Below are 24,280 nucleotides of genomic sequence, written 5' to 3'. Positions count from 1 at the left end.
GGAATTTATGGTATAACAAAAAGCTACCCGCCTTTGCGGGCAATATTATGGCAAGAATACTTACAGGCATACAAAGTACCGGCACGCCCCATTTGGGAAATATTTTAGGAGCCATATTACCTGCAATAGAAATGGCTAACGACCCAAAGAACGAGTCGTTCTTATTTATTGCAGATATGCACTCCCTCACCCAAATAAAAAACGCCGAAACCCTAAAAAACAACACCTATAGCACCGCAGCAGTTTGGTTGGCGTTTGGGCTGGATATAGAAAAAACCGTTTTTTACCGCCAGAGTGACATTCCCCAAGTAACCGAACTTTCTTGGTATTTAAGCTGTTTCTTCCCATACCAGCGATTAACATTGGCACATAGCTTTAAGGACAAGGCGGGCCGTTTGGAAGATGTAAACTCGGGACTTTTTACCTACCCTATGCTCATGGCGGCAGATATTTTGTTGTACGATGCAGAGATTGTTCCCGTAGGAAAAGACCAATTACAACATTTGGAAATGACACGCGACGTAGCTTCTCGATTCCACGCACAGTTGGGGGAGACTTTTATATTGCCCGAGGCCAAGGTACAGAAAAACACCCAGCTTATCCCAGGAACCGATGGTGCCAAAATGAGCAAGAGCAAGAACAACATCATCAATATTTTCTTGCCCGAGAAAAAACTGCGCAAACAAATCATGGGAATTAAAACCGATAGTACCCCCATGGAGGAACCAAAGGAAACCGAAGGTTGTAATGTGTTTGCCCTTTATAAGCTCATGGCTACCAAAGAAGCAATAGCACAAATGGAAGCCAATTACGCAGGAGGTAATTATGGCTATGGCCACGCGAAACAGGCTTTGTACGAATTGATACTGAAAAAATTTGAAACGCCCCGCGAGCGGTATAACCACTATATGAGCAACCTCTCTGAAATTGATAACGCACTAAAAATTGGTACCGAAAAAGCAACTGTAGTCGCCAATGAAGTATTACAACGTGTTCGAAAAAAAGTAGGCTATTAAATAACCTCAAACAATTTCCCGGGTAACGGTCTTACAACTCCTTTTAGTTCGAGATTCAATAAGAGGGTGGCAACTTTAAAGGTTGGGAGGCCACATTCCAAAGCAATGGTGTCCAATAATTCTTTTTGTTTTGTGTTCAGGTAGTCGAATACTTTTTGCTCTTCGGGCGTGAACTCAACGAACAATTGTTTTTGTTGGGAGAGAGGTTGGGGTTCCTCTAGCTCCCATCCCAACATATAGATAAGGTCTTCTGCGCTGTTCAACAAATGGGCCTGATTGGACTTTATAAGGTTATTGCAACCTTGGCTCTGTGTATCGGTAGCTCTACCTGGTACGGCAAACACATCTCGATTGTAACTGTTGGCAATATCGGCCGTGACGAGACTTCCCCCTTTTTCGGCAGATTCTATCACGATGGTTGCCTCGCTCACGCCAGCGATAATACGGTTTCTCTTTAAAAAATTATTCCTGTCGAAAGGGTCATCGCTCCAAAATTCGGTTAAAAACCCCCCGTTTTCCTCAACACTAGTTACATGTTTTTTATGGGACTTGGGATAGATCTGGTTAAGCCCGTGGGCAAGACATGCTACAGTTTGCAAACCGCAATCCATTGCGGCCTTATGTGCCGTTATATCCACCCCATAGGCAAAGCCCGATACGATCACGGGATTTAATGGCGCTAGGGTTTCAATAAGTTTTTGGCAGAAAGAAGTCCCGTAGGTGGTGACTTTTCGGGTGCCCACGATGCTTATTATCTTTCGGTTTTTTAAATCTATATTTCCGTTCTCGAAGAGTATAATGGGACCGTCCAAACAATGTTTTAGTTTTTCGGGATACTTGGGGTCAAGAAAGTAAGTGTACACAATGTTATTCTGCTTAATAAACTGTAGTTCTGCTTGTGCCGCTGGTAGTTGTTCTTCAATAGAGAGTCCCTTCAACTTTAAACTGCCTATACCGTCAATTTTTAAAAGACTGTGCTTCTTTTCCTTGAAGATTCCTTCGGCAGAACCCACGGTACGCAACAATTTTTTAGCTGAGATATCCCCAAGGTTTTTTACACGCTGTAAAGCTAGGGTGTATAGCAATTCGGTTTCTGAAAGCATAGAAGTTTACTTGCCGGGGAGCCGTTAAAAATACAAATTTTTTAGGTTGTTGATAAATTAGAGGGCATTGTGTTGATTTCAATTAAAAAAAAATCTATGTTTGTTTTTATGCAATTGGCAACTTACATAAGTGATCTCCTGTACCGTTACGAGTGTGTTATTATTCCTGGCTTTGGTGCGTTCTTAACCCAGTACCAGTCCGCACAAATAGACCAGGCATCCCACACCTTTATCCCTCCGGGCAAGGCGCTCATGTTCAACAGGCAGCTGCAGACCAATGATGGCATATTGGCCAACTATGTTGCAAGTGTTGAAAATTGCAGTTATACGGTTGCGCTACAAAAAATCAGGAATTTTACGGGAGCGCTTTCACTTCAACTTAGTGAGGGGAAAAAAGTGACCATTGCCGGTGTGGGGGAATTTTACCTGAGCGATGAGCGAGCTGTACAGTTCTCTCCTTCTGAAAAAAACAATTTTAACACCGCCTCGTTTGGCCTGGCTCCTTTTGAAGCACAACAAATCTCTAGGGAAACCTATAAAGAGGACATTACAGCACTAGAGAAAAAAACCCCAATACATATTACTCCCGAGAGGAGAAAAGCACCTGCCTATTTAAAATATGCAGCAATTGGGTTGGTAGCTATTGCGTTGGCTGGTTTTGGAGGGATGAAACTCTACGAGAATAGTGTACAAGACCATAACTTTGCCGAAAAGGAAAAAGCCGAGAGTCTTGTAGAGTCACAAATACAGGAGGCTACTTTCATTATAGACAACCCGTTACCTACGGTACATGTTACCATTCCAAAAGAGCAGGGCAAATATCACATAGTTGCTGGTGCCTATCGTATTGAGGCCAATGCACAAAAAAAGATTGACCAATTAACTAGTAGAGGTTTCTCCCCAAAAACAATAGGGGTGAACAAATATGGCCTGCACCAAGTTATTTACAGTAGCCACGAAGACAGGTTGGAAGCCCTGCGAGCGTTGAGAAATATTAAGAATACTGAAAACAAAGATGCTTGGTTATTGGTCAAAAAGTTGGACCAGTAATCAATCCACCTCCCTCATAATTTTATTATATAAAAATAGCCCTCCCAAAGCCTATTTACTACCTTTGCTGAAAACTTTGCAATGGAACCTAAAACCCCTAAAGAATCTCGTACTGTAATTACAGATTTGGTACTCCCAGGAGAAACCAACCCCATAGGCAATATGTTTGGTGGGGAACTGCTGGCACGTATGGACAGGGCTGCTAGTATTGCAGCTCGCAGGCACAGCAGGAGAGTTGTTGTAACAGCATCGGTTAACCACGTAGCGTTTAACAAGATGATCCCCTCTGGAAGCGTTGTCACTGTAGAAGCAAATGTATCTCGTTCCTTTAAGAGTTCTATGGAAGTTTTTATGGATGTATGGATCGAGGATAGGGAAAATGGGATGAAAAGCCTTGCCAACGAAGGTATCTATACTTTTGTAGCAGTGGACGAAATGGGGAATCCCGTGCCAGTACCCCCCTTGAAACCCGAAACCAAAACTGAAAAAGAGCGTTATGATGCCGCCCTGCGCAGAAGACAGCTAAGCTTGGTACTTGCGGGAAAGATGAAACCAGAAAATGCTACCGAACTAAAGGCATTGTTTACTTAATTATTGTCTCTTCGGCAAAAAAACTGGGATTTTTACTGGTTTGCCCCTGCTTTTTATAACTATTTACTTAAAAATCTGACAAGTATTGAATATATTTGAAACCCTTTTCTTTCTATAAATGGAAAGTTAAGGCAATTTCATCTTTTTTTAATTTAAAAAACTATACCTATGAAAAGTTTTATTTTACGCTCTACAGGAATTAAGAGTGTGGCTTTTGGTTTGTTGTTTCTGGTCTCGGCTATGACTACTACTGCCCAAAACTACACCATCACATTCCAGGACGAGAGCATTGAAATGCCAGAGAACATTAATACGTTTCAGTGGACAGACATGCCTGAATCTGCTGAACTGGCAAATGGTTATGTGGGATGGGTTCAATTTTATGAAACCCCTACCCAAAATGTTCAAGATTTGTTTGAAGCAAACAGGCTAGAATTAATTGATTACATACCACATCACACGTATCTATTCCATTTCCCTGCAACTACATCTATAGATTTGCTAAGAAACAATGGTGTTAGGTCTATTGTCCCTGTTGAAGGGAGGTTTAAGCTATCCCAAAACCTTAAAAATGGAAACATTGGTGCTTGGGCAGTAGATGGCAACAACATTCTTGTAACATTGCAACACCACGACAATGTTTCTACAGACTTTGTAGTTGCTCAACTTGCCGAAGAACAAATTGGTGTAGTACAGCGTTACGATGGATATAACAATATTGACCTTACTATTCCAAACAACTGTTTAGAGGACCTCTCTAATCTTTCGTACGTGAAGTGGGTAGAATTGATTGTTGCACCATCTGTGCCAGACGATCAAAGAGGAAGAGCTTTGCACAGGGCTAGTGGACTTGACACACAAACTACAGCTGGCCGCAACTACGATGGAACTGGAGTTGGCGTACTTTGCCGAGACGATGGAGCCGTAGGTAGACATATAGATTTTCAAGGAAGAATTTTTGGACTAGTAGGAAACAATGGAAATAATAACACACACGGAGATGGTGTGTCTGGAATTATGGCCGGAGCTGGAAACAAAGACCCAAGATATAGAGGTATGGCTGCTGGTTCAGACCTACACGTTGTGAATTACAACCCTAGCTTTTTGGACAATGCAACAAACGACCTTATAGATGATGGTTCTGTTCAAATTACCAACTCATCTTACAGTAATGGTTGTAATGCTGGTTATACAACTATTACGGTAACTGTTGACGAACAAAGTATAGACACCCCTGAGTTATTGCACGTATTCTCTGCTGGAAATTCTAACAACCTAGATTGTGGATATGGAGCTGGAAACCAATGGGGTAATATTACTGGAGGACACAAGCAAGGGAAAAATGTTATTGCAACAGCAAATACATTTTACGATGGCTCGCTTGTTAATTCAAGTAGTAGAGGTCCAGCACATGATGGTAGGATTAAGCCAGACATAGCTGCTAACGGGCAAAACCAAATCTCAACAGGACCAAACAATGCTTATTTTCCTTTTGGAGGAACTTCAGGTGCTGCTCCCGGTATAGCAGGTGTTTCAGCACAATTATACCAAGCATATATGGAAACCAATGGTGGTACAATGCCAAATTCTGGGCTAATTAAGGCTATCTTAATGAATACCGCTAACGATGCAGGTAATGTTGGTCCCGATTTTAAATTTGGTTGGGGTATCGTAAATGGCTTAAGAGCAGGTATCCTTATTGAAGATGGACGTCATTTATCTGATAACGTTAGTCAAGGTAATACAAATACGCACACTATTAATGTGCCTGCTGGAACAACCCAGCTTAAAGTAATGGTTTATTGGAACGACCCTGCCGCTGCGCCTGGTGCATCGCCAGCCTTGGTAAACGATCTTGATATGGAGGTTGTAGACCCATCAAGTACAACATTTCAACCTTGGGTGTTAGATTCAACTCCAAACCCAACGGCACTTGATACGCCTGCCACAAACGGAATTGATAGATTGAATAATGTTGAACAAGTACTTATTAATAATCCTGATGCTGGAGACTACGATGTAGAGATTACTGGATTTAATGTACCTCAAGGACCACAGGAATATTTTGTGGTGTATGAAATTATAGAGAACAACCTTACGGTTACTTTTCCTAATGGCGGAGAGAAGCTACGAGATAACCTAGAGACTACTATCCACTGGGATGCAGTAAATACAACTGCCGATTTTGTAGTAGAGTTTTCTACTGATAACGGTACAAGCTGGACCACTATAGATACTGTTGATTCTGATACTGATTATTTAGACTGGGCTCCTCCTGCAAATCTATACACTGGAGAAGCTCTTATTAGAGTTACGAGTGGAGCATTCTCTGATGTAAGTGATGCAAACTTTACTGTTGCAGACCACCCAGTGACAACAAACTTGGAAAGGGTTTGTGATGGTGAGGCTACTATATCCTGGCCAGCCGTGGCCGAGGCGGAATCTTATGACGTATACCTCTTAGGAGAAAAGTATATGGAAATAGTGGCTAACGTAACGACTACTGAAGCTATTGTAGCTGTTGAAGAGGATGGTAATGGAGATTACGACTTCTGGTATTCAGTTGCTGCTAGAAATGATACAGATGGATGGGTTAGTCAAAGACGTATTGCAACTCAGTACGAAGGAGACGGTCTGGAATGTGAGTTAGGTGTAGACGATTTCCTTTCAAGTACTATCTCTCTCTATCCAAACCCGTCTAACGATCAAGTATTCATAGACTTTGGAACTTCAGCATTCAACAATGTTGACATTAAATTGAGCAACAGTTTGGGACAAACAATATTTACCCAAACAGATGTTGAAACCACAAACCAGACGGCTATCAACGTTTCAAGTTATAGAACTGGACTTTACTTTGTAACCATCACCGCAGATGGACAAACAACAACCAAGAAGTTGCTTGTAAAGTAAAAGAACTTCAATTTTAATTGAAAAGTAAAAGCCCCGAGCAGCATTTCTGCTCGGGGCTTTTTAATTGTACAACAGCTTCCTTAAGATTTACATTCTATAAATCCAATCTGCAGGATTTAGACGTTTACTGTTTTGGTAAATGGCGAACTTTAAAATAGTCTTGCCCAGTGTTGGGTTTTTATACACAGTACCCAACTCTTGTTTAGTGGTAACCTTATCTCCCTTTTGTACCAAGATATCAGTAAGGTTTTTATACGCCGAAATATAGTTTCCGTGCTGTACCATCACAACCTTATTGGCTCCAGGAATTTGTATAATGCTCAACACAGTTCCGTTGAAAACCGCACGCGCCTTTGCCCCGTCCTCTGTTGCTATCTCTACACCACTGTTAAAGGTAGTTACGTTGGGCAGTTGTGGATGCTGTTGCTTTCCATAACGCTTTACAACAATACCGCCTTTATTAATGGGCCAAGGTAATTTTCCTTTGTTTGAGGTAAAATTGGCCGCTAGGGTCTTAGCCTCTGCATTCATGGCAAATGTCGAGTTACGCTTGGTTACAGTATTGCCGGTTACTGTTTCATTTCCGGCTGCTTTATTGGAAGCTGCTATGGCATCGGCAATAATCTTTTCAATTTTCCTGTCTATGGCATCGGCGGCTTTTTGTTTGGCTCTAATTTGTTTGGCAAATGTACCTTCGTCCTTTTTTAGTGAAGCGATTAATTGCTGCTGGTTACGACGCTCTTTTGTGAGTTGTGCCTTTGTTTTTTTATTTTCAGCAATGAGTTGGTTTTTCTTTTCCTTTTGGGACAACAGATCGGTATTCAGTATCTTCAATAATTCCGTTTTTTCCTTTATGGATTCGCCTTGTTGCTTACGGAACTTAGTGTACTGTTTCATATACTGGAGCCGCTTATAGGCCTGCAAGAAACTTTCTGAAGACAATAAAAACATTACCCTGCTCTGTTCGCTCTTGCTTTTGTAGGATTTTTTTATCATCGCAGCATAATCTTCTTTTAACGCGGTGAGTTCGCTACGTAGGTTGTCTATTTTTGAGAGATTGTCATTGATTTCCCGGGTGAGCAAATTGGCCTGGCGATTTGTAATCTTAATCAGGTTTTCTGTAGTGGCAATGCGCTGATCCAGATCCTCTACCTGCGTGAGGACCGACTTTTTCTCGCCACGTGTCTTGAATAAGAGCGAGTTTATTTGCTTGATTTCCTGTAACAGTGCTTGGCGTTGTGCTTCCAGTTCCTTCTGTTTCTCAGATTGCGAGAACCCTTCAGCAGTAAAAAGAAGAAAACAAGCCAGGGCCAATAAAAAGGGCAGTTTTTTTTGCATTACAATTGAATTTCAGAATAGCCGTCTGGTATGGTAAACGGAAAATTGATGGAAACATTGGGTTCTATCTTGCGATAGGTGAGGTTTATGGTTGTCTTACTATCTTTTTCTGAAGCCATTACGTTAATCTGGGTAGGGTACAAACTCCCTTCTATTGTTTGGTAATCGTCATACATGATAGTCAAAATTCTTTCATCTGAAGGCTGCGAGAGTGTTTCTGAAGCTATCCTGAAGTTATTGGAGAGCATCAATAAGGAGTGTATAAAGTTGTAGGGCTGTGTCTTGGGTTGCAGTTTGTACTTGTCACCCTGGACATTTGAAGTGTATTGCCCGTTTTCAATAGGAAAAATACTTTGTCCCAATAAAATGGCTTGTGCTTTTTTGAAATCTATCTCGGTTCCCAGCCAATCGCTCAACAAGCTGAAATCTCCATCGAAATAGGTATTTCCTACAGTTTCGTAGTAGCTAACACGTGTTGGTGTTATTTTAGCTTTTGCAAGGGTAATACCTAATATAGATGCTTTCATCCATATTATTTTATCCTTTTCCATACGCAAGCTCACTGTAATGCCTTGTTGCTTTTTATCGTCCTCATAAACAACATACATACGCGCCGCAAGTGTATTGAAATCTGGCATAGCAGCATCGTGGGATGAGACTATGTTCTTTAAGGCAAGATCTTCGGCGTTGCTGGTTGTGGTTTTGGTCCCTTTACAGGAAAAGAGGAGGAATGTAAAGGTTGCAACTATTAGTGCTTTGTTCATATTAATTGTCCAGCTTTATTTGTGCTGCTTTTAATTTGTAGGATGCTGCTTTGTTGGCGTCGCCCTTGGCATCGAATGCTACCCGCAGCTGGTCATAAAAATCACGCTCTACTTGTGGATCGTCCAGTAAAAAATCCAGACCTGTCTCAAGGCTTTCAATAGCGGTATCGTGCTCACCCAAACGGTTGTTCGCCACCCCATTGAGCAAATACAAGAAAGCTTGTGCTGGGAATGTTGCTAGGGCTTCTTCGCTTAAAATGGCAGCTTCGGTGTTTTTTTGTAGCTCTATTTGTAGCAACAAGGTGTTTTTTAGCAGACTGTAATTATCGTTGTCCAGTGCCACTCCTTTTTCGTAAAAGCTAAGGGCTACATCCTGTTGTCCTTTGGAAGTGTAATATTTACCAAGGGTTTCATATACCTCTCCAGAGCCGTCATTGTTAAAAGAGGTCACCACCTTTTCAACATTTTCCTCGTACGAAGGGTTTTCGTTCACGAAACCAATAAAATCTGCCAAAACCTTATACTTGCTTTCCTTTTCAATTTTAGAGGAATTGAACACGATATTCATAGACTCAAATGCTTTCTCCTTTTCCCCTTCGTCCAGATAAAATTTATACAAAGCCAAGTGCACCAACTCGCTCTTTGGTTGGTTTTTCAACAATTCCTTAGCCGTGCTGAAAGCTTTTTGGGTATCGCCCTGCTCGCTATAAAGGAATATCAAGTTTAGGTAGTCCTGTTCGTTCTTGGGGTTTTCGTCAATTTTTTCCTGCAGGTTGCTTATGGCGCCTTCGCTATTGCCCGTAACCTTGTAAATATTCCTTCTAAGGGCATTACGGTAGGTGCTCTCGCCCCAAGACTCGTCCAACTCGTCCAGCAGTTCCAACGCTTTATCGTACTGTTTAGTTCGGTTGTAAAGGCTTACTAGATCTTCTTTGTAGTCTTCATCTTCTTTTATGAGTTTTTGAACCAGTGGGATAGCCTTATCGTAGTTTCGTGTCTTGTAATAAACGTCATACAACGCTTCTTGTACATCTATATTTTCGGGTTGTACTGCTAATACAGAATTGAAACTCGCTTCGGCTTCATCGTATCGGTTAAGGGCTGCTAGGTTCTTCCCTCTTTCAAAACTTATTACTGAAAGGTTCTCCTTGTTGCCATTGGCGGCTCTTTCGGCTTTGACAAGGGCATCCAGTGCCAGCTCGTGGTTCTCAATTCCTTTTTGTTTAAGCGCCTCAAAAAAATTTTCCTGAAACGCATCGGTCACCGTACCCAGATCTTCGTTTACCGTAGCGCTGTCCTCACCCTTTATTTCGTTTTCTTGGGCAATGAGGGAAATAGCGGAAAAAAAGGTTCCGATGAATGTAAGAGAAATTTTTTTCGCTATTCTCATGTATTGTTTTCTTTACACCCTCTGCCTACTGAAAGGGCTTCTTTTTATCTCAACTGTGAATAATCACCTATGCTCACGTTGGTAAAATTACCGTCGAACGTTGCGTGGTTGCCTATCATTGCATTGTCCAAGGTAGCATTTTTAACTACTGAATGGCTCTGGATTATACTATTTTTAACGGTACTATCCTCAATTATTGTGCCTTGCCCTATGGAAACATAAGGACCTACGGTGCTATTTTTAAGAACCACACCTTCGGCAATACAACAAGGCTCAATGATTTTTGAATTTTCTTTGCTTATGTTTTCTGAAATAAGGTCTTCGCCTGCTTCGGCCAAAAAGCCCAACATACGCTGGTTGGTCTCAACGGTAACCTCTTTATTGCCACAATCCATCCACTCACTCACGGTTCCGGTCTTGAAGACTTTTCCGTTGGCCATCATTCTTTTAATGCCGTCATTAATCTGGTACTCTCCCCCATTTATAATATCGTTATCAAGCACGTACTGGAGTTCCTTTTTCAACGCTGAAACATCTTTGAAATAATAGATCCCAATGACGGCTTGGTCGCTCACAAAGGTTTCGGGTTTTTCAACCAGTTCGATGATTTCATTGTTCTCGTTCAAATTGACCACACCATACGCTTCAGGATTTTCTACTTTTTTGGTCCAGATAACGGCATCTGCCTGTTTGTCCAGGTCAAAATCGGCTCGAATCAAGGTATCGGCATAGGCAATCACAGTGGGGCCGCTCAAGGAAGGTTCGGCACACATAATGGCGTGGCCGGTTCCCTTGGGATCTAACTGGCGGTAAATACTGGGTTTTGCACCAAGACTTTTTGCCAGTTCTTTTAAGCTTTCGACTACATCCTCTCCAAAGAATGCTGGGTCGCCCAGAATAAAAGCAATTTCGTCAATTTCTTCATTTAACACCCCAGCGATATCGGCCACCAGACGGTGTACAATAGGTTTACCCGCTACGGGGATAAGAGGTTTTGGAACGGTTAAGGTATGTGGGCGAAGGCGGCTACCGCGTCCTGCCATGGGGACTATTATTTTCATTTTTTGATGATATGTCTTAAGATTTAAATTCGTTTATTTTGTTCCGGTACTCCCAAATCCCCCAGCACCGCGGTCTGTTTTCGAAAGTTCTTCAACTTCCTCAAACACGGCTCTTTCGTGCTTTGCAATGACCAATTGTGCGATGCGCTCGCCATTTTCAATGGTAAACTCCTCGTTGCTCAGATTCACCAAGATCACCCCGATTTCGCCTCTGTAATCGGCATCTATCGTTCCTGGGGCGTTGAGCACGGTAATTCCTTTTTTGGCGGCCAATCCGCTTCGTGGACGTACCTGGGCCTCGAAACCTATGGGCAATTCAATAAAAAGACCTGTTTTTACGATGGCGCGTTGCAACGGTTTTAACGTTGACGGCTCAGCAACATTGGCCCGTAAATCCATCCCAGCACTTGCAATGGTTTCATAGCTTGGCAACGGATGGTTGGACTTGTTTATTATTTTAATGTTGGTCATACTTCGGCTTTAAGTTCATCCTGAGCTTGTTGAAGGACTCAATATGCGGAATAATTAATTATACTTCACAATTTAAGGTGGCTGAGTAATTTTTTAAAATCTAATTGGTTTTAAAGAATTGTATCGAAGTCACCTATTCATAATTCGTTTCAAGTCCTTTTTTTCTAAAAGGAACACGAGTAACAAAAATACCAATAATAATGCAGTTCCTATGATGAGATTACCGTCAAAACCATAAAATGCGATAGCGGAAAACGTTACGGAAAGTACTAAATACCCGCCAATTTTTTTGAGATCGTAAGGAACGGGATAGTATTTTCTTCCGAAGAAATACGAGAGAACCATCATAGTCCCATAAGCCGCCAAGGTAGCGATCGCAGAACCCATATAACTCATCAGTGGGATAAGTGTAAAATTGAGCCCTAGCGTTAAGAGGGCACCCACGATGGAAATATAGGCCCCAAATCTGGTTCTATCTGTCACCTTGTACCATACCGATAGGTTGTGATAAATCCCCAAACATAGATTTGCCAATAGAATAATGGGCACTATGGAGAGCGCCACCCAATACTCGGAATCCGAAATGAGTATTTTTTTAAAGATATCTATATACACAATCACCACCAGCAATATCACACTCCCAAAAATGGAGAAATACTTTGTGATTGTAGCATAGGTGGTCTTGGCATTGGCCTCTTTCGCATGATTAAAGAAAAAAGGTTCAATCCCTAGCCTAAATGCAGTAGCAAAAAGCGTCATAAACACGCCTAACTTGTAGCAGGCAGCGTATACCCCTACTTCGGCCTCAGCGACATTTTCGGGGAGAAGGTATTTCAGCATGATTTTATCGAAGGCTTCATTGATACTGAAAGCGACTCCCGCAACGAGCACCGGGAAGGCATATTTAAGCATTTGTTTCCATAGTTTCTTGTTGAAACCAAAACCTATTTTAACATATAGAGGAAGGAGCATTAACAGGGTTGCCCCACTGGCGATTACATTCGAAATGAACACATATACCACTTTGTTCTCTTGGGTGTAGATCGTGCTCCAAAAATTTTCTGAAGTATTTGTAACGAGTCTTGGTAACACTAAAAAGAAAAAGAGATTACAGCCTAGATTGATACAAACATTTAGGATTTTGATGATGGCGTAACGCCTAGGCCGCTCATTTGCTCTAAACCAAGCAAAGGGCAAGATTACCAGCGCATCAAGAACTAAAATAAGGAGTGCATAGGTTACGTATTCAACTTTAAACGCTATGGTATTTGCAATTTGTTCCCGAAATAGCAGTGTACATATCAAGAAGCTAATTGCCGTTGCCGTGAGAGATGTTAGTGCGGTTGCCTCAACCGTTTTTTTTTGGGCTGCGTGCTTGTTGATAAAGCGGAAAAAGGCCGTTTCCATCCCATAGGATAGCAATACATTGCCCAAAATGATATAAGACATCAATGTGGCATAAATACCAAAGGCCGAAGGTGCTAAAACAGCTGTATAAAGTGGAACCAACACAATGGCCAAGGCACGTGGTAGCACTGTTGCCAGACCATAGATAAATGTTTGCTGAAAGAGTTTTTTAAAAACGCCCAATACCGAAATTTAAAGCGTAAAAGTATTGAAATTAATTATCACCCTTAGGGTTGGAGGATGGATATGCCAATATTTCTTTGCTTTCTAGGTTTTCAATTTTATAGTATTGAATAGTACCCTTGTTCAAATACCGTATCACTGCTTCCCCTTCTTGTAGGTTAAAGGGCAACTTTTTAGGCGGGTTGTTGGCAGCTTCTTTTATGGGGTCACTGTCCATTATGATATCCGGACGTATGGTTTGGTTCATAAAATAGCCAACGTATTGGCTGGAATTTACGGGCCGTATCTTTAGTTGGGCAACGCGGTCCTTAAAATAAACTTCCAACAAATCAACCTCGCTTGGGATAGATTCCAGTTTAACATATACCTTGGTACCAGAGCCTCCTTCTGGCGTTCCTGCAACCCAATCTTGGGAATAACTCTCCACAATAGAAAAAGGTGGGTTTTGGACTAGCTCTATTTCTGAAACGGTTTTTTTTGTGTTTCCGCAGTTATATAAGCTAAACAATACCACCAAACTTGAAATTTTTAAAAATCGACCGAACATACTATTGTTTTTGTTTAAGACGCTACAAAACGCCTGCCATAAAGATAGGGAATTAAAAAACCCCAAAGAGCCTAGGGACCTTTGGGGTTTTATATTCGTATTTTGAATCGAAGTTATCCTGCCAATGCCTCAGCACCACCAACAATCTCCAAGATCTCTGCGGTAATGGCTGCTTGACGTGCCTTGTTGTATTCCAAGGTGAGTGAGTCCTTCAGCTCACCGGCATTGTCGGTTGCTTTGTGCATCGCCGTCATACGGGCTCCATGCTCACTGGCAACACTATCCCTAATAGCCTTGAATAATTGTGTCTTTAAGCTCTTTGGGATCAATCCTTCTACAATTTCTTCTTTGCTGGGCTCGAAGATATAATTAGGGATTGAAGTATTTTCCACACCTTCTTCCTGTTTGCGTGGCAAAATAGGCAAGAATTGTTCTCGCTTTACTTCTTGAGTGGCAGCATTCTTAAAGTGGTTGTATACCAATACGATTTTGTCGTACGTACCTTCCGCAAAACTGGTCATCAGGGCATCTGCGATTTCGGCAACATTATCGTAGGTAAGGTCATCAAAAATTTCAGAGTTGAACGTAGTAACGTTCCCTTTTTTCTTGAGGATATCGTTCCCTTTCTTTCCTAGGGTCACAAAATCTACTTGTTTACCTGCGTAGGTTTCGTTCATCAAAGCGGTTGTTGCCTTGATAACGTTGGTATTAAAGGCACCGGCCAAACCACGGTTGGAGGTAATTGCCACGACCAACACTTTATTTACCTCACGCTGCTCCGAAAAGGTGCTTCCACTATCGGCATCCAGGGTAGCACTCAGGTTTTGCAATAACTCGGTCAATTTTTCAGAATAGGGACGCATCGCTGTGATGGCATCCTGGGCTTTTTTCAACTTGGCAGCAGATACCATTTTCATGGCACTGGTTATCTGCATGGTTGAACTAACCGATGCTATTCTGTTTCTTATTTCTTTTAAGTTTGCCATTCTTTTGTGTTATCGAACCAGAATTGCACTGGTTTCGTTATAAAAGACCCTTCGACTGCGCTAAGGGTGACATTGCTATACTTGTTTTAAGACTTGTAACGAGCTGAAAGGTCTGCGGCAACAGCTGTTAAGGTATCTGTTACCTCGTCAGTCAATTTACCTGCTTTCAGTGTATCTAAAATATCTCTGTGCTTTGCGTTCAATAATTCTAGATAGTCTCTTTCAAATTCCTTTACTTTTTCAACAGGAACATTACGCAACAAGTTCTTTGAACCTGCATAGATGATCGCAATCTGGTCTTCCACCGTATAAGGAGTGTTCTCTGGTTGCTTCAAGATCTCTACATTACGCTTTCCTTTTTCAATAACGTTGAGGGTAGCTGCATCCAGATCGGAACCAAACTTTGCAAAGGCTTCCAATTCACGGAAGGCTGCTTGGTCCAGTTTCAACGTACCGGATACTTTCTTCATTGACTTGATCTGTGCACTACCTCCCACACGAGATACCGAGATACCAACATTAATCGCTGGACGTACCCCAGAGTTGAACAAGTCACCATCTAGGAAGATCTGTCCATCGGTAATCGAAATTACGTTGGTTGGGATATATGCCGAAACGTCACCCGCTTGTGTTTCAATAATAGGAAGTGCCGTTAAGGATCCGCCTCCTTTTACTTTCTCCTTTAACGAAGCTGGAAGGTCGTTCATTTCAGCAGCAATGGCATCATCGGCAATTACTTTTGCGGAACGCTCCAACAATCTTGAGTGAAGGTAAAATACGTCTCCAGGATATGCCTCACGCCCTGGTGGACGACGAAGCAACAAGGACACCTCACGGTATGCTACCGCTTGTTTTGACAAATCATCGTACACGATCAAGGCTGGACGCCCTGTATCTCTAAAGTACTCCCCAATGGCAGCTCCTGCAAACGGCGCATATACCTGCATTGGTGCGGGGTCCGATGCGTTTGCGGCTACAATGGTAGTATAGGCAAGTGCTCCAGCATCTTCCAATACCTTTGCAATATTTGCTACTGTTGAAGCTTTTTGCCCAATCGCAACATAGATACAATATACTGGCTCACCAGCATCGTAAAATTCTTTTTGGTTCAGGATGGTATCGATACATACGGTAGATTTCCCTGTTTGACGGTCACCAATAACCAACTCACGCTGGCCACGACCTACTGGGATCATTGCGTCAATACTCTTAATTCCTGTTTGTAACGGCTCGTTTACCGGTTGACGGTAAATTACCCCTGGTGCCTTACGCTCTAATGGCATTTCGTATAACTCACCTTCTATCGCTCCTTTACCATCTATAGGTTGTCCCAAGGTGTTTACCACACGACCTACGATACCTTCACCTACGTTGATAGATGCGATACGTTGGGTGCGCTTTACGGTTGCTCCTTCGGCAATACCTCTAGAGGGTCCTAACAATACAACCCCTACATTATCTTCTTCCAGGTTCAAAACGATACCTTCCATACCGTTCTCGAACGCTACCAATTCTCCGTATTCTGCATTGGCAAGCCCATATACACGTGCAATACCATCTCCTACGGTTAATACAGTTCCTACTTCGTCCAATGAAGCGGTTGCTTCAAAGCCCGTAAGTTGTTGTTTTAAGATTGCTGAAACTTCAGCTGGTTTAACTTCTGCCATTTTGTTTTAAGTTTAGTACCCTTCGACTGTGCTTCGACTACGCTCAGGGTGACACCGGATATCTATCTAGTGCAGTTACTTATAATGATTTAGTAAATTCTCTTTTTATACTATCCAATTGGTTGGCAATGCTTGCGTTGTATTGCAGGTCGCCCACACGGAGGATAAATCCGCCAATGATTGCTTCATCTATGATATTATTCAAGGTCACGCTGTCGCTCCCCGTCATTTCTTTAACTTTTGCGAGTACTTTTGTCTCCAGTTCTGAAGAAATTGGTACTGCTGTGGTAACCTCGGCAACTTTTACGCCTTGCGCTTCGTTGTAGAGTGTTACGTAACTCTGTGCCACGCCAGCCAACAAATTGATCCTGTTGTTGTTCGTCAAGATATCGATCAAGCCTTTGGTCACATCACTGTTTCCCTCAAATATCTTATGTAGGGCTTGCTTTTTGTCTTCCCCTTTAATTACAGGGCTGCTCAACACCGTTCGTAATTCCTTACTGTTCTCGATAGTAGCCGCAACAGACTTCATATCGCCAAAAACAACATTACCTAATTGGGCATCGTTTGCTTGGTCCAAGACTGCTTTTGCGTATCGTATGGCTGCTCTGCTGCTCATTTGTTTTAGTTGTTTAAGTTGGCGTCTTTCAACATGGAGTCAACCAGTTCTAGTTGTTTGTCTTTATTGGACAACTCGCTCTTCACTACCTTCTCGGCAATTTCTACCGAAAGATTTGCAACGGTTTCTTTCAACTCGGCAATGGCGGCTTTCTTTTCACCTTCAATAGCCGTTTGTGCGTTTGCGATAGTCTTGTTGGCTTCAGCTTGGGCTTCTTCCTTGGCATCTGCAATCATCTTTGCCTTCATCTCACGCGCCTCTTTTAACATTGTATCGCGTTCGGCACGAGCCTCTTGCAACAATTTTTCGTTGTCTGCCTGCAAGTTGGCCATTTCCAGTTTTGCTTTTTCAGCAGAATCCAACGCCTCCTTGATTCCTGTTTCACGGTCTTCTACCGCTTTAAGAATAGGTTTCCATGCAAACTTGCGCAATAGAAACAACAGTAGCAGGAACAAGATGATCTGCCAGATAAAAAGCCCGAATGAAAAGTCGTTTATTAATTTTTCCATATTCATTTCCCGAAAAAACGGGAATCTTTTTGGTTTATACTAAAGTCTAATTTAAAATAGAAACACATCCCCGCAACCAACCGTTGCGGCGATATGTTATCTTGTTTGATTACCCTGCGAAAATCGCGGCGAAACCAATTCCTTCAATAAGCGCCGCTGCAATCAACATCGCTGTTTGAATTTTTCCGTAAGCTTCTGGCTGGCGAGCAATTGCTTCCATTGCTTTACCACCGATCATACCGATACCGATACCTGCACCGATTACCGCTAAACCTGCACCTACTACACTTGGGATTTCCATAATATATATAATTAAAAATTAAACATTCTGCTTAAAACCCTTTCCTTCAACTACGCTCAGGATACGGGCGATTATTACTATAATTCCGAAACGCTCACCAGTAAGCTGAGCGGAGTCGAAAATTATAGGTGAGCCACTTCTCCATCATGCTCTTCGGCATGTTCGTGTGTTTCGGAGGCGAACCCGAAATACAAGGCAGCCAACATCGTAAAGATGTACGCCTGCAAGAGTGCTACAAATAATTCTATCAATGAGATGGCGAAGGACAGTCCGAAACTTAACGGTCCGCCTACCCAGCTCTTAAAAATAAATATCAAACCTATCAAGCTCATCAATACTACGTGTCCCGCTGTCATGTTCGCATACAAACGAATCATAAGCGCAAACGGCTTGATGAACAGTCCTAAAATTTCAATAGGAATTAGGATGATGTATATTATTGCTTTACCAATCCAAGGCATACCATCGCCTAGCGGATCGAAAATGTGCTTCCAGTAATCTTTGGTCCCAGTAAAGTTTGTTAACAAGAACACCAAGATTGCCAATGCGGCGGTTACTGCAATATTTCCTGTTACGTTTACCCCAAGAGGTGTGAGACCGAACATATTCAAAAACCATATAAAGAAGAACACGGTCAACAAGAAAGGCATATACCTTTTGTATTTATGCTCTCCGATGTTCGCTTTAGCAATATCATCACGGATATAAAGTACGATAGGCTCGAAGAAGCGGCCAATCCCTTTGGGAATGCTTCCGTTCTTGCCATAGCTCTTTGCCAAGCTGCGGAACAACCATATTAACAACAATCCCGTTACCAACATCATCACCACGCTTTTCGTAATGGAAAGATCTAAATGAACCCTTCCTGTGGGATGGTCGCCATGGGCTTCGTCATAGTTCAAATTTCCATCGGCATCTACTCTATATATTTTGCTGTGGTATAATTTGTAATGATTTCCTTGGGATTCAACCGCAGTTTCACCGTGGTGGAATTTGGAAGACATAAACGTGTGTAGTTTTCCATCGTCCCAAAAGATCACTGGAAGTGGGAAACCGTAGTGGTGTACCTCACCGGTCTCTTCATCGGTAGAGGCCATTATGTTAAAATCGTGGGAATCCTGAAGGTGATGCGCTATATATTCCTTGATTTCGGTTTTGGTGTCCTTTGGGGAATCACCATCATCTTTTTGGGGTGCTGCAGTGGCAGAAAAGCCTACCGCTAAGATGAGAACGCTCAATACTCTAACCAATGTGTTTTTTCGCATTTTTGAACCAATTATTCGGTGTCCTTAAAATCGGTGCAAAAATAGGGTACTTTTACAAAAACAAAAAACAAATTCAACTCTTTTTTTCTTCTGAATTTGATGTTGCTGGATCTTGGCTATTTTTTGGGGAATAGGGCTGATTGTTAAGCTGTTTGGAAAGGTAGGTAACTTCAAGAATGAGACAGACGGCGTAGGGAATGAAAAAGGCAGTAAATTCGGTCTTTTGCATCACATCGTCCTGATTGTAAGACGGGTAAAAAACCGTAAAGAAAATTACAAATTTGAGAGCACTACCGGCCATAAAAACAAAGCCTGCGTAGGTACCGTTATTTTTCAGGATTTGTTGAATAATGATATAAATGAATGCCGCCAGTAAAAAATTAACGCCATAACTGAGTACAATTTTATCTGAAAAAAGTGGCAGATCCATTAGATAAAGTACTCCTATATGTAACCCCAAGGTTACAGCCAGTATTAAGAGAAGAATCGTTAAAAATTTTGTGGCTTGGAACATTTCAGTAAGCTTAATCTCTATTCAACCTATTGGTTTGTTTCAGTACTAAAAATAAGGAAATGGCCACTCCCGCCAGGGTACATATAATAAGGTAGGTCTTGCTATCTACAGCCCCATAGGTGGTGTCCAACCATTTGCCCAACTGTACAAATAGATATATAACGACTCCCATTTCCAGCCCAATGGCGGTGAGGACGAGCCAGCGTTTTAAACCCGATGGAGTGTTGTTTGCCACTATTTGAGTGGCTCAGATTGCTTCTTTAAGCGCTGTTGACGGTCGTAAGGGTGTGCTTTTTCTTCGGTGTTCGTGCTGTTTTCTGGCTTGGCTTTTTTGGCCCCTTGCATACTGCACGAAGCGTTAAAGGTGGCTCCGGGCTCTACGGCCAGTTTACCTACAATCACTTCGCCTTCGATATGGGCAGTAGATTTTAAGGTGAGTGTGCCGGAGACGTCTAGATTACCTTCAAATTTGCCTTCAATATCGGCATCCTCGCAAATAAGTTTTCCGTTCACGCTACCGTTTTTACCTATGACAACCTTGGACGGCTTGCTAATGTTTCCACTTACTGTTCCGTCTATCCTGAAAAAACCGCTGGAGATGATGTCTCCCTTTAACTCGGTTCCTTCATTGATCCTGTTTTGACTTGCTGATGGTTCCATACTCTTGGTTTGTTTATTTTTATCTGAAAACATAGTGTTTGTTTTTGGGGATTGTTGTTTTCTATTTTTCTGCCTCTAGTGTTGTTTCTCGTAAGTAGCTGTCTAGGTTTTTATGGATCTGGATTATCTTATAGTTTGGCGATGATATCTCGAAAGATTCTCTTTTAATCTTATACTTCTTGTTCTCTTTCAGAACTTCGGCAAAGCCTCTTCCGCCCATTCGGGTATTAAGGCCGTGGACTATCACAAATATAGTGTTTGGGTCGTAATAATCTACCGAGGTACTCATATTGAAATAGTTGTATTCCTTTATGCCCTCATTCAGTTTGTCTTGTAAGGCAGTGGCCGCCTCTCTTTCGGTTACTGGGAATTGGTATACCAGCTTCCACTTGTCACTCTCCTCGTCTGTGCTGAAATCTTTTTGTGCCAGTTTTGGGACAGTGGTTTTATAGAGCGTTTCAGCTTCTTTTCCTTCTTCGGAGTTTGGATAGTTCAATGCTATGTAATTCAGCGCTTTTTTATACGCTTCGAAACCGTCTTGGCGTGCCAGTGCTGTTGCCTTGAGCATTTCAAGTTTGGGAACAATATCGTTTCCGTTGTATAGGGTTATATACTCATCGGCGGTATCAATTACATATCCATAGCGAGATTTTTCAAACTCTTTGTAAAGTTCCTTGTATTTATATTCCGGGCTGCTCTCGTCTGTTGCCAACTGGGTGTTGGGATTGAGTAAAATTTCAGCATAGCGGGAATCCGGGTGGTTGTTTATAATATCGTTTTTATACTTTTCTGCCAGTGCTATGTTTTCCTCTTGGTTGTAAATTTTGTAGAGGTTGTATTTGGTGGGCAGTATTAGGCGCTCCTCTGGGTTGAGTGTAAGGAGTTTTTCCAACCTGTTAGTGGCAAGGCCGTACTCCCTGAACTTTTCTTTGTAGATGAGCCCCAATTGATAGTATGCGAAGTTTCGGTCCTTGGCGATGCTATCTATCACTTTTTGGTCCGAAGGGATATTTACAATATAACTCTGCGGGTCGTAGAGCTCGCTTTCGTTAATTTTTACGGTTTCAACAATGGGGCCTTCTTTTTCGATGGAAACTGTTTGCTTGCTCGAGAGTCTCCAATAATCCTCTAGCTTTCGGCTTCCCCAAATGTTTTTAAATTCCTGTCTTCCGTAGGAAACGGTTGTAGGGTTGTAAAAATAAAAGGTGCTGTTACCTTCTCCTGCTTTGCTCGTGCCACCGGTGTTCTTCTTGTAAAATTCTTTGTTTGTAATCCTATCTTCGGCTTTGGCTTGTGCAATACTGTCCTGTCGCGCTTTTTCTCTTAGTTGGTTTGTGTACTCAGTAAAATAGGCCAGGCGTTCTCCCTCGTTCATTGCGACCAGCGAAAGAATACTATCGTTTTGGGTGGCAATGTCCTCATATTTAATAACATCATCCAAGTTTTCACGCTTCTTCTTAAAGCGTCTCCATTCACGGGTATTTATAGCTAAATTGGTAATGGTACTGTCGTAATAGGCGCCTGCCACTTTATAGTTTGCAGCATCAAAATTTATTTCTGCCAGCGTGCGGTAGTTCATAGATTGTAAATACTTGTCGCCCTTGAAATCTTGTATGGACTTGTTGTAATAATCTATGGCAAGGCCAATACTATCATAGTTTCGGTAATATTCGCCTATTTGGTTATAAATTTTATCAAGAAATGGGCGGTTTTCACGGTTCTCTTCCAGATCGGTCAACAATTCGAGGAAAGCTACCTTGTCTTCCTTGTCGTAATCGAAATTTCTCGCCTTTGCTATGTATGCGTTTATCATATACACCCGTGGCGACTTTCGGTTCATCTCGATTACCTCATCGTAGGCTAGATTGGCACTGTCCTTCATCTCCAGCCTGTCGTACACTTGCCCTTTTATATAGGCATAGCGACCTTTAAGCTCGTTCTTTTTTTCGTATTCTGAAGCCAGCTTGATGTACGGCAATGCTTCTGGAAGGGAGTCTAAATTAATATAGGCTTGCGCCATGATCGCAGAGGCCTCGGCCAGTTCTTCTTCTTCCAGTTCTGCTTCATCCATCATTTTCTGAAGGTTCTCCAGGGCAACATCTTCGTTGTTCAAGCGTATGTTGGTCTTTGCTTTCCACACCTTTGCGCGGTTAATGTTGTTGCTGGTGGGATAACGATTTAAAATAAAGTTGAAAGCATCCTGCGCAGGGATATAACGTTGGTCAAAATAACGAGACTTCCCCAGGAGCATGTATGCTTCGTCTATCTGTGGGTTGTATTCCTTCCCATCGAGATAAATAGAATGTTTTTGTATTGCTTTTACAGCTTTTTCTTCGGCTCTTTCAAAATTAGGGTCTTTTTTCTCTCCCGGGGTGTCTATTTCGTCCTGCAGGGTAACACGCTCCACGGGAAGGATTTCCCAATAATTGTCCTGATAGGTCAACGCCAGCTCTTCCTTACCATCTTCAAAGGCCAGACCACCGTTGTAAAGCGTGTTATATTCGGCCGTTACCGCGTGGAAGTTTCGGCTCAAAAAGGTGTTCTTTTTTCGGGAACAAGCTACTAGCATCAATACTGCCAGTAGTGCTATTGTAGTTTTATAAATACCGTTCAAAATGTAGTTTCTTTTTTATACGTATTCTAACTTAAATACTTCGATTTTAGTATGTACGGACTAAAGGAAGCGTAAAAATACGCTTCTTTTTTAGAAATAGGCCGTTTTGGCTTTCAAAATTGGTTTTTCCTATGGTTGTTTCTATCTTTTTTACGATTCTTATTCCTTATTTTTGCTGAAATCATATAATCCTCTATGAGCGAATTCCATACCCTACGCGTTTCAAAAATTGAAAAAGAAACTCCAAATTCAGTTTCGGTTGCTTTCGAGATTCCAGCAGATATAAAAAGCTCCTTTGCCCATAAGCCCGGACAATATATCACCATAAAACACATTACTGAAGGTAACGAGATACGTCGCGCCTATTCCATACACAGCCACCCCAGTAGCGAGCTGTTAAAAGTGGGGATAAAAAAGGTGGAAGGGGGGACTTTTTCGGTCTATGCAAACACACAACTCAAGGAGGGAGACACGCTGGAGGTGATGCCGCCAGAAGGAAAATTTGTTTTGGACACTAATGAAAAGGCCAAAAATTATTATGCGGCCTTTGTTGCGGGTAGCGGTATCACGCCCGTACTATCCATTATTGAAACTGTCCTGCGTGATGAACCCAACAGCAAGTTTTTATTGGTGTACGGAAATAAATCACAACTTGAGGCCATGTTCCACAGTAGTTTGATGGAACTGAAGCGCAACTATCCAGAAAGGCTTGAACTGGAGTTTATCTATAGTCGCTCCCGTGAGGACAATGCCCGCTTTGGGAGGATAGACCGAAGCATTGTGAACTATTACCTAAAGAATAAGTTTGAATTTACCTCTTTTGATGCTTTTTACATCTGCGGACCAGAACCTATGATAGACGAGGTATCCTCAACATTAAAGGAGAACGGTATCAACGAAAAATTGATCCATTTTGAACTTTTTACCACTGCCGAAGAAGGCCTCTTGGTCGAACCCCATGAAGGGGAAACCACCTTGACCGTTACGGTAGATGATGAAACCGAATCCTTTGCTATGCCCAAGGACACTTCGGTTTTAGAGGCTGTGCTGGATAAAGGGCTGGATGCGCCCTACAGCTGTCAAGGTGGGATTTGCAGTACTTGTATAGCACGAATCACCGAAGGAAAGGCCGAAATGCGCAAAAACCAAATATTGACCGATAGCGAGATTGCCGAAGGTCTGGTCCTGACCTGCCAAGCACACCCTACTACGCCCACTCTGGCGGTAGATTATGATGATGTATAATTTTAGTAATTAGTTGGAAGGGTGCGACTAAAATTGCTGGTAGTGCACTGGCTGCTTCGCTCGCCC

Annotated in this window: 23 protein-coding genes; 5 read left to right on the top strand and 18 right to left on the bottom strand. The window is 42.2% G+C overall.

Annotation, left to right across the window (positions count from 1 at the left end; genetic code table 11):
* The first annotated feature begins 47 nt into the window (after positions 1-47).
* Entirely contained in the window at positions 48-1,016 is a 969-nt protein-coding gene (gene trpS, locus C8D94_RS02145; RefSeq protein WP_115122253.1) for a tryptophan--tRNA ligase, read from the top strand.
* Here trpS and dprA read toward each other — a convergent pair.
* Positions 1,013-2,119 carry a DNA-processing protein DprA gene (gene dprA / locus C8D94_RS02140; protein ID WP_115122252.1) on the bottom strand — a complete coding sequence of 369 codons (1,107 nt, stop codon included), beginning with the start codon at positions 2,117-2,119 and terminating at the stop codon, positions 1,013-1,015. The genes trpS and dprA overlap by 4 nt on opposite strands.
* 96 nt (positions 2,120-2,215) lie before the next feature.
* Between dprA and C8D94_RS02135 the strand changes: the two genes are divergently transcribed.
* The 3 genes from C8D94_RS02135 (at position 2,216) to C8D94_RS02125 (ending at position 6,673) form a co-directional block, all read left to right on the top strand.
* On the top strand, positions 2,216-3,169 hold the full coding sequence (locus C8D94_RS02135; RefSeq protein ID WP_245946167.1) for an HU domain-containing protein: 954 nt from the start codon (positions 2,216-2,218) through the stop codon (positions 3,167-3,169).
* Positions 3,170-3,250: 81 nt separating this feature from the next.
* Positions 3,251-3,760 carry an acyl-CoA thioesterase gene (locus tag C8D94_RS02130; RefSeq protein ID WP_115122251.1) on the top strand — a complete coding sequence of 170 codons (510 nt, stop codon included), beginning with the start codon at positions 3,251-3,253 and terminating at the stop codon, positions 3,758-3,760.
* A gap of 168 nt (positions 3,761-3,928) precedes the next feature.
* Positions 3,929-6,673, top strand: a complete 2,745-nt coding sequence (locus C8D94_RS02125; RefSeq protein WP_245946166.1) for a S8 family serine peptidase — start codon at positions 3,929-3,931, stop codon at positions 6,671-6,673.
* An 87-nt stretch (positions 6,674-6,760) separates the two neighbouring features.
* Here C8D94_RS02125 and C8D94_RS02120 read toward each other — a convergent pair whose 3' ends face one another.
* The 17 genes from C8D94_RS02120 to porW all read right to left on the bottom strand — a co-directional run bounded on the left by C8D94_RS02120 (position 6,761) and on the right by porW (position 22,969).
* Positions 6,761-8,011, bottom strand: a complete 1,251-nt coding sequence (locus C8D94_RS02120; RefSeq protein WP_115122250.1) for a murein hydrolase activator EnvC family protein — start codon at positions 8,009-8,011, stop codon at positions 6,761-6,763.
* A complete protein-coding gene (locus C8D94_RS02115) occupies positions 8,011-8,775 on the bottom strand; it encodes a DUF4292 domain-containing protein (RefSeq protein ID WP_115122249.1) in 765 nt (254 codons plus the stop codon). Before C8D94_RS02115 ends, C8D94_RS02120 begins: the two co-directional genes overlap by 1 nt.
* Before the next feature lies 1 nt (position 8,776).
* Complete coding sequence (locus C8D94_RS02110; RefSeq protein ID WP_115122248.1) at positions 8,777-10,165, bottom strand: tetratricopeptide repeat protein; 1,389 nt, start codon at positions 10,163-10,165, stop codon at positions 8,777-8,779.
* Positions 10,166-10,209: 44 nt separating this feature from the next.
* Entirely contained in the window at positions 10,210-11,226 is a 1,017-nt protein-coding gene (locus C8D94_RS02105) for a sugar nucleotidyltransferase (protein ID WP_115122247.1), read from the bottom strand.
* Between the two features lie 33 nt (positions 11,227-11,259).
* A complete protein-coding gene (gene dut / locus C8D94_RS02100) occupies positions 11,260-11,697 on the bottom strand; it encodes a dUTP diphosphatase (protein ID WP_115122246.1) in 438 nt (145 codons plus the stop codon).
* A 129-nt stretch (positions 11,698-11,826) separates the two neighbouring features.
* A complete protein-coding gene (locus C8D94_RS02095; protein ID WP_115122245.1) occupies positions 11,827-13,287 on the bottom strand; it encodes a lipopolysaccharide biosynthesis protein in 1,461 nt (486 codons plus the stop codon).
* Between the two features lie 31 nt (positions 13,288-13,318).
* A complete protein-coding gene (locus C8D94_RS02090; RefSeq protein WP_115122244.1) occupies positions 13,319-13,834 on the bottom strand; it encodes a hypothetical protein in 516 nt (171 codons plus the stop codon).
* Positions 13,835-13,947: 113 nt separating this feature from the next.
* Positions 13,948-14,820: an ATP synthase F1 subunit gamma gene (atpG, locus tag C8D94_RS02085; RefSeq protein WP_115122243.1), complete on the bottom strand. Its 873-nt coding sequence runs from the start codon at positions 14,818-14,820 to the stop codon at positions 13,948-13,950.
* 86 nt (positions 14,821-14,906) lie between these two features.
* Entirely contained in the window at positions 14,907-16,487 is a 1,581-nt protein-coding gene (atpA, locus tag C8D94_RS02080) for a F0F1 ATP synthase subunit alpha (protein ID WP_115122242.1), read from the bottom strand.
* A gap of 79 nt (positions 16,488-16,566) precedes the next feature.
* Positions 16,567-17,106: an ATP synthase F1 subunit delta gene (atpH, locus tag C8D94_RS02075; protein WP_115122241.1), complete on the bottom strand. Its 540-nt coding sequence runs from the start codon at positions 17,104-17,106 to the stop codon at positions 16,567-16,569.
* A 5-nt stretch (positions 17,107-17,111) separates the two neighbouring features.
* A complete protein-coding gene (locus C8D94_RS02070) occupies positions 17,112-17,615 on the bottom strand; it encodes a F0F1 ATP synthase subunit B (RefSeq protein ID WP_115122993.1) in 504 nt (167 codons plus the stop codon).
* A 109-nt stretch (positions 17,616-17,724) separates the two neighbouring features.
* Entirely contained in the window at positions 17,725-17,916 is a 192-nt protein-coding gene (gene atpE, locus C8D94_RS02065) for an ATP synthase F0 subunit C (protein WP_109648393.1), read from the bottom strand.
* 122 nt (positions 17,917-18,038) lie between these two features.
* On the bottom strand, positions 18,039-19,181 hold the full coding sequence (gene atpB, locus C8D94_RS02060; protein WP_115122240.1) for a F0F1 ATP synthase subunit A: 1,143 nt from the start codon (positions 19,179-19,181) through the stop codon (positions 18,039-18,041).
* A gap of 73 nt (positions 19,182-19,254) precedes the next feature.
* Positions 19,255-19,611, bottom strand: coding sequence for a hypothetical protein (locus C8D94_RS02055; protein WP_115122239.1), 357 nt, complete (start codon positions 19,609-19,611; stop codon positions 19,255-19,257).
* 94 nt (positions 19,612-19,705) lie between these two features.
* The gene (locus C8D94_RS02050) at positions 19,706-19,930 is read right to left on the bottom strand and encodes an AtpZ/AtpI family protein (RefSeq protein WP_115122238.1); all 225 of its coding nucleotides are present in this window, start codon (positions 19,928-19,930) and stop codon (positions 19,706-19,708) included.
* Positions 19,930-20,388: a bactofilin family protein gene (locus tag C8D94_RS02045; RefSeq protein WP_115122237.1), complete on the bottom strand. Its 459-nt coding sequence runs from the start codon at positions 20,386-20,388 to the stop codon at positions 19,930-19,932. The genes C8D94_RS02050 and C8D94_RS02045 overlap by 1 nt, the downstream gene beginning before the upstream one ends.
* Before the next feature lie 28 nt (positions 20,389-20,416).
* Positions 20,417-22,969 (bottom strand): type IX secretion system periplasmic lipoprotein PorW/SprE, encoded by a 2,553-nt coding sequence (gene porW / locus C8D94_RS02040; RefSeq protein WP_115122236.1) that lies wholly within the window; start codon positions 22,967-22,969, stop codon positions 20,417-20,419.
* Between the two features lie 195 nt (positions 22,970-23,164).
* On the opposite strand from porW, the gene C8D94_RS02035 reads away from it, so the two are divergent.
* The gene (locus C8D94_RS02035; protein WP_115122235.1) at positions 23,165-24,214 is read left to right on the top strand and encodes a ferredoxin--NADP reductase; all 1,050 of its coding nucleotides are present in this window, start codon (positions 23,165-23,167) and stop codon (positions 24,212-24,214) included.
* Positions 24,215-24,280 lie beyond the last annotated feature (66 nt).

Origin of the sequence: Marinirhabdus gelatinilytica, assembly GCF_003353425.1 — a bacterium.
GTDB classification, from domain to species: domain Bacteria; phylum Bacteroidota; class Bacteroidia; order Flavobacteriales; family Flavobacteriaceae; genus Marinirhabdus; species Marinirhabdus gelatinilytica.
This window is presented reverse-complemented; position numbering and strand designations above follow the sequence as displayed.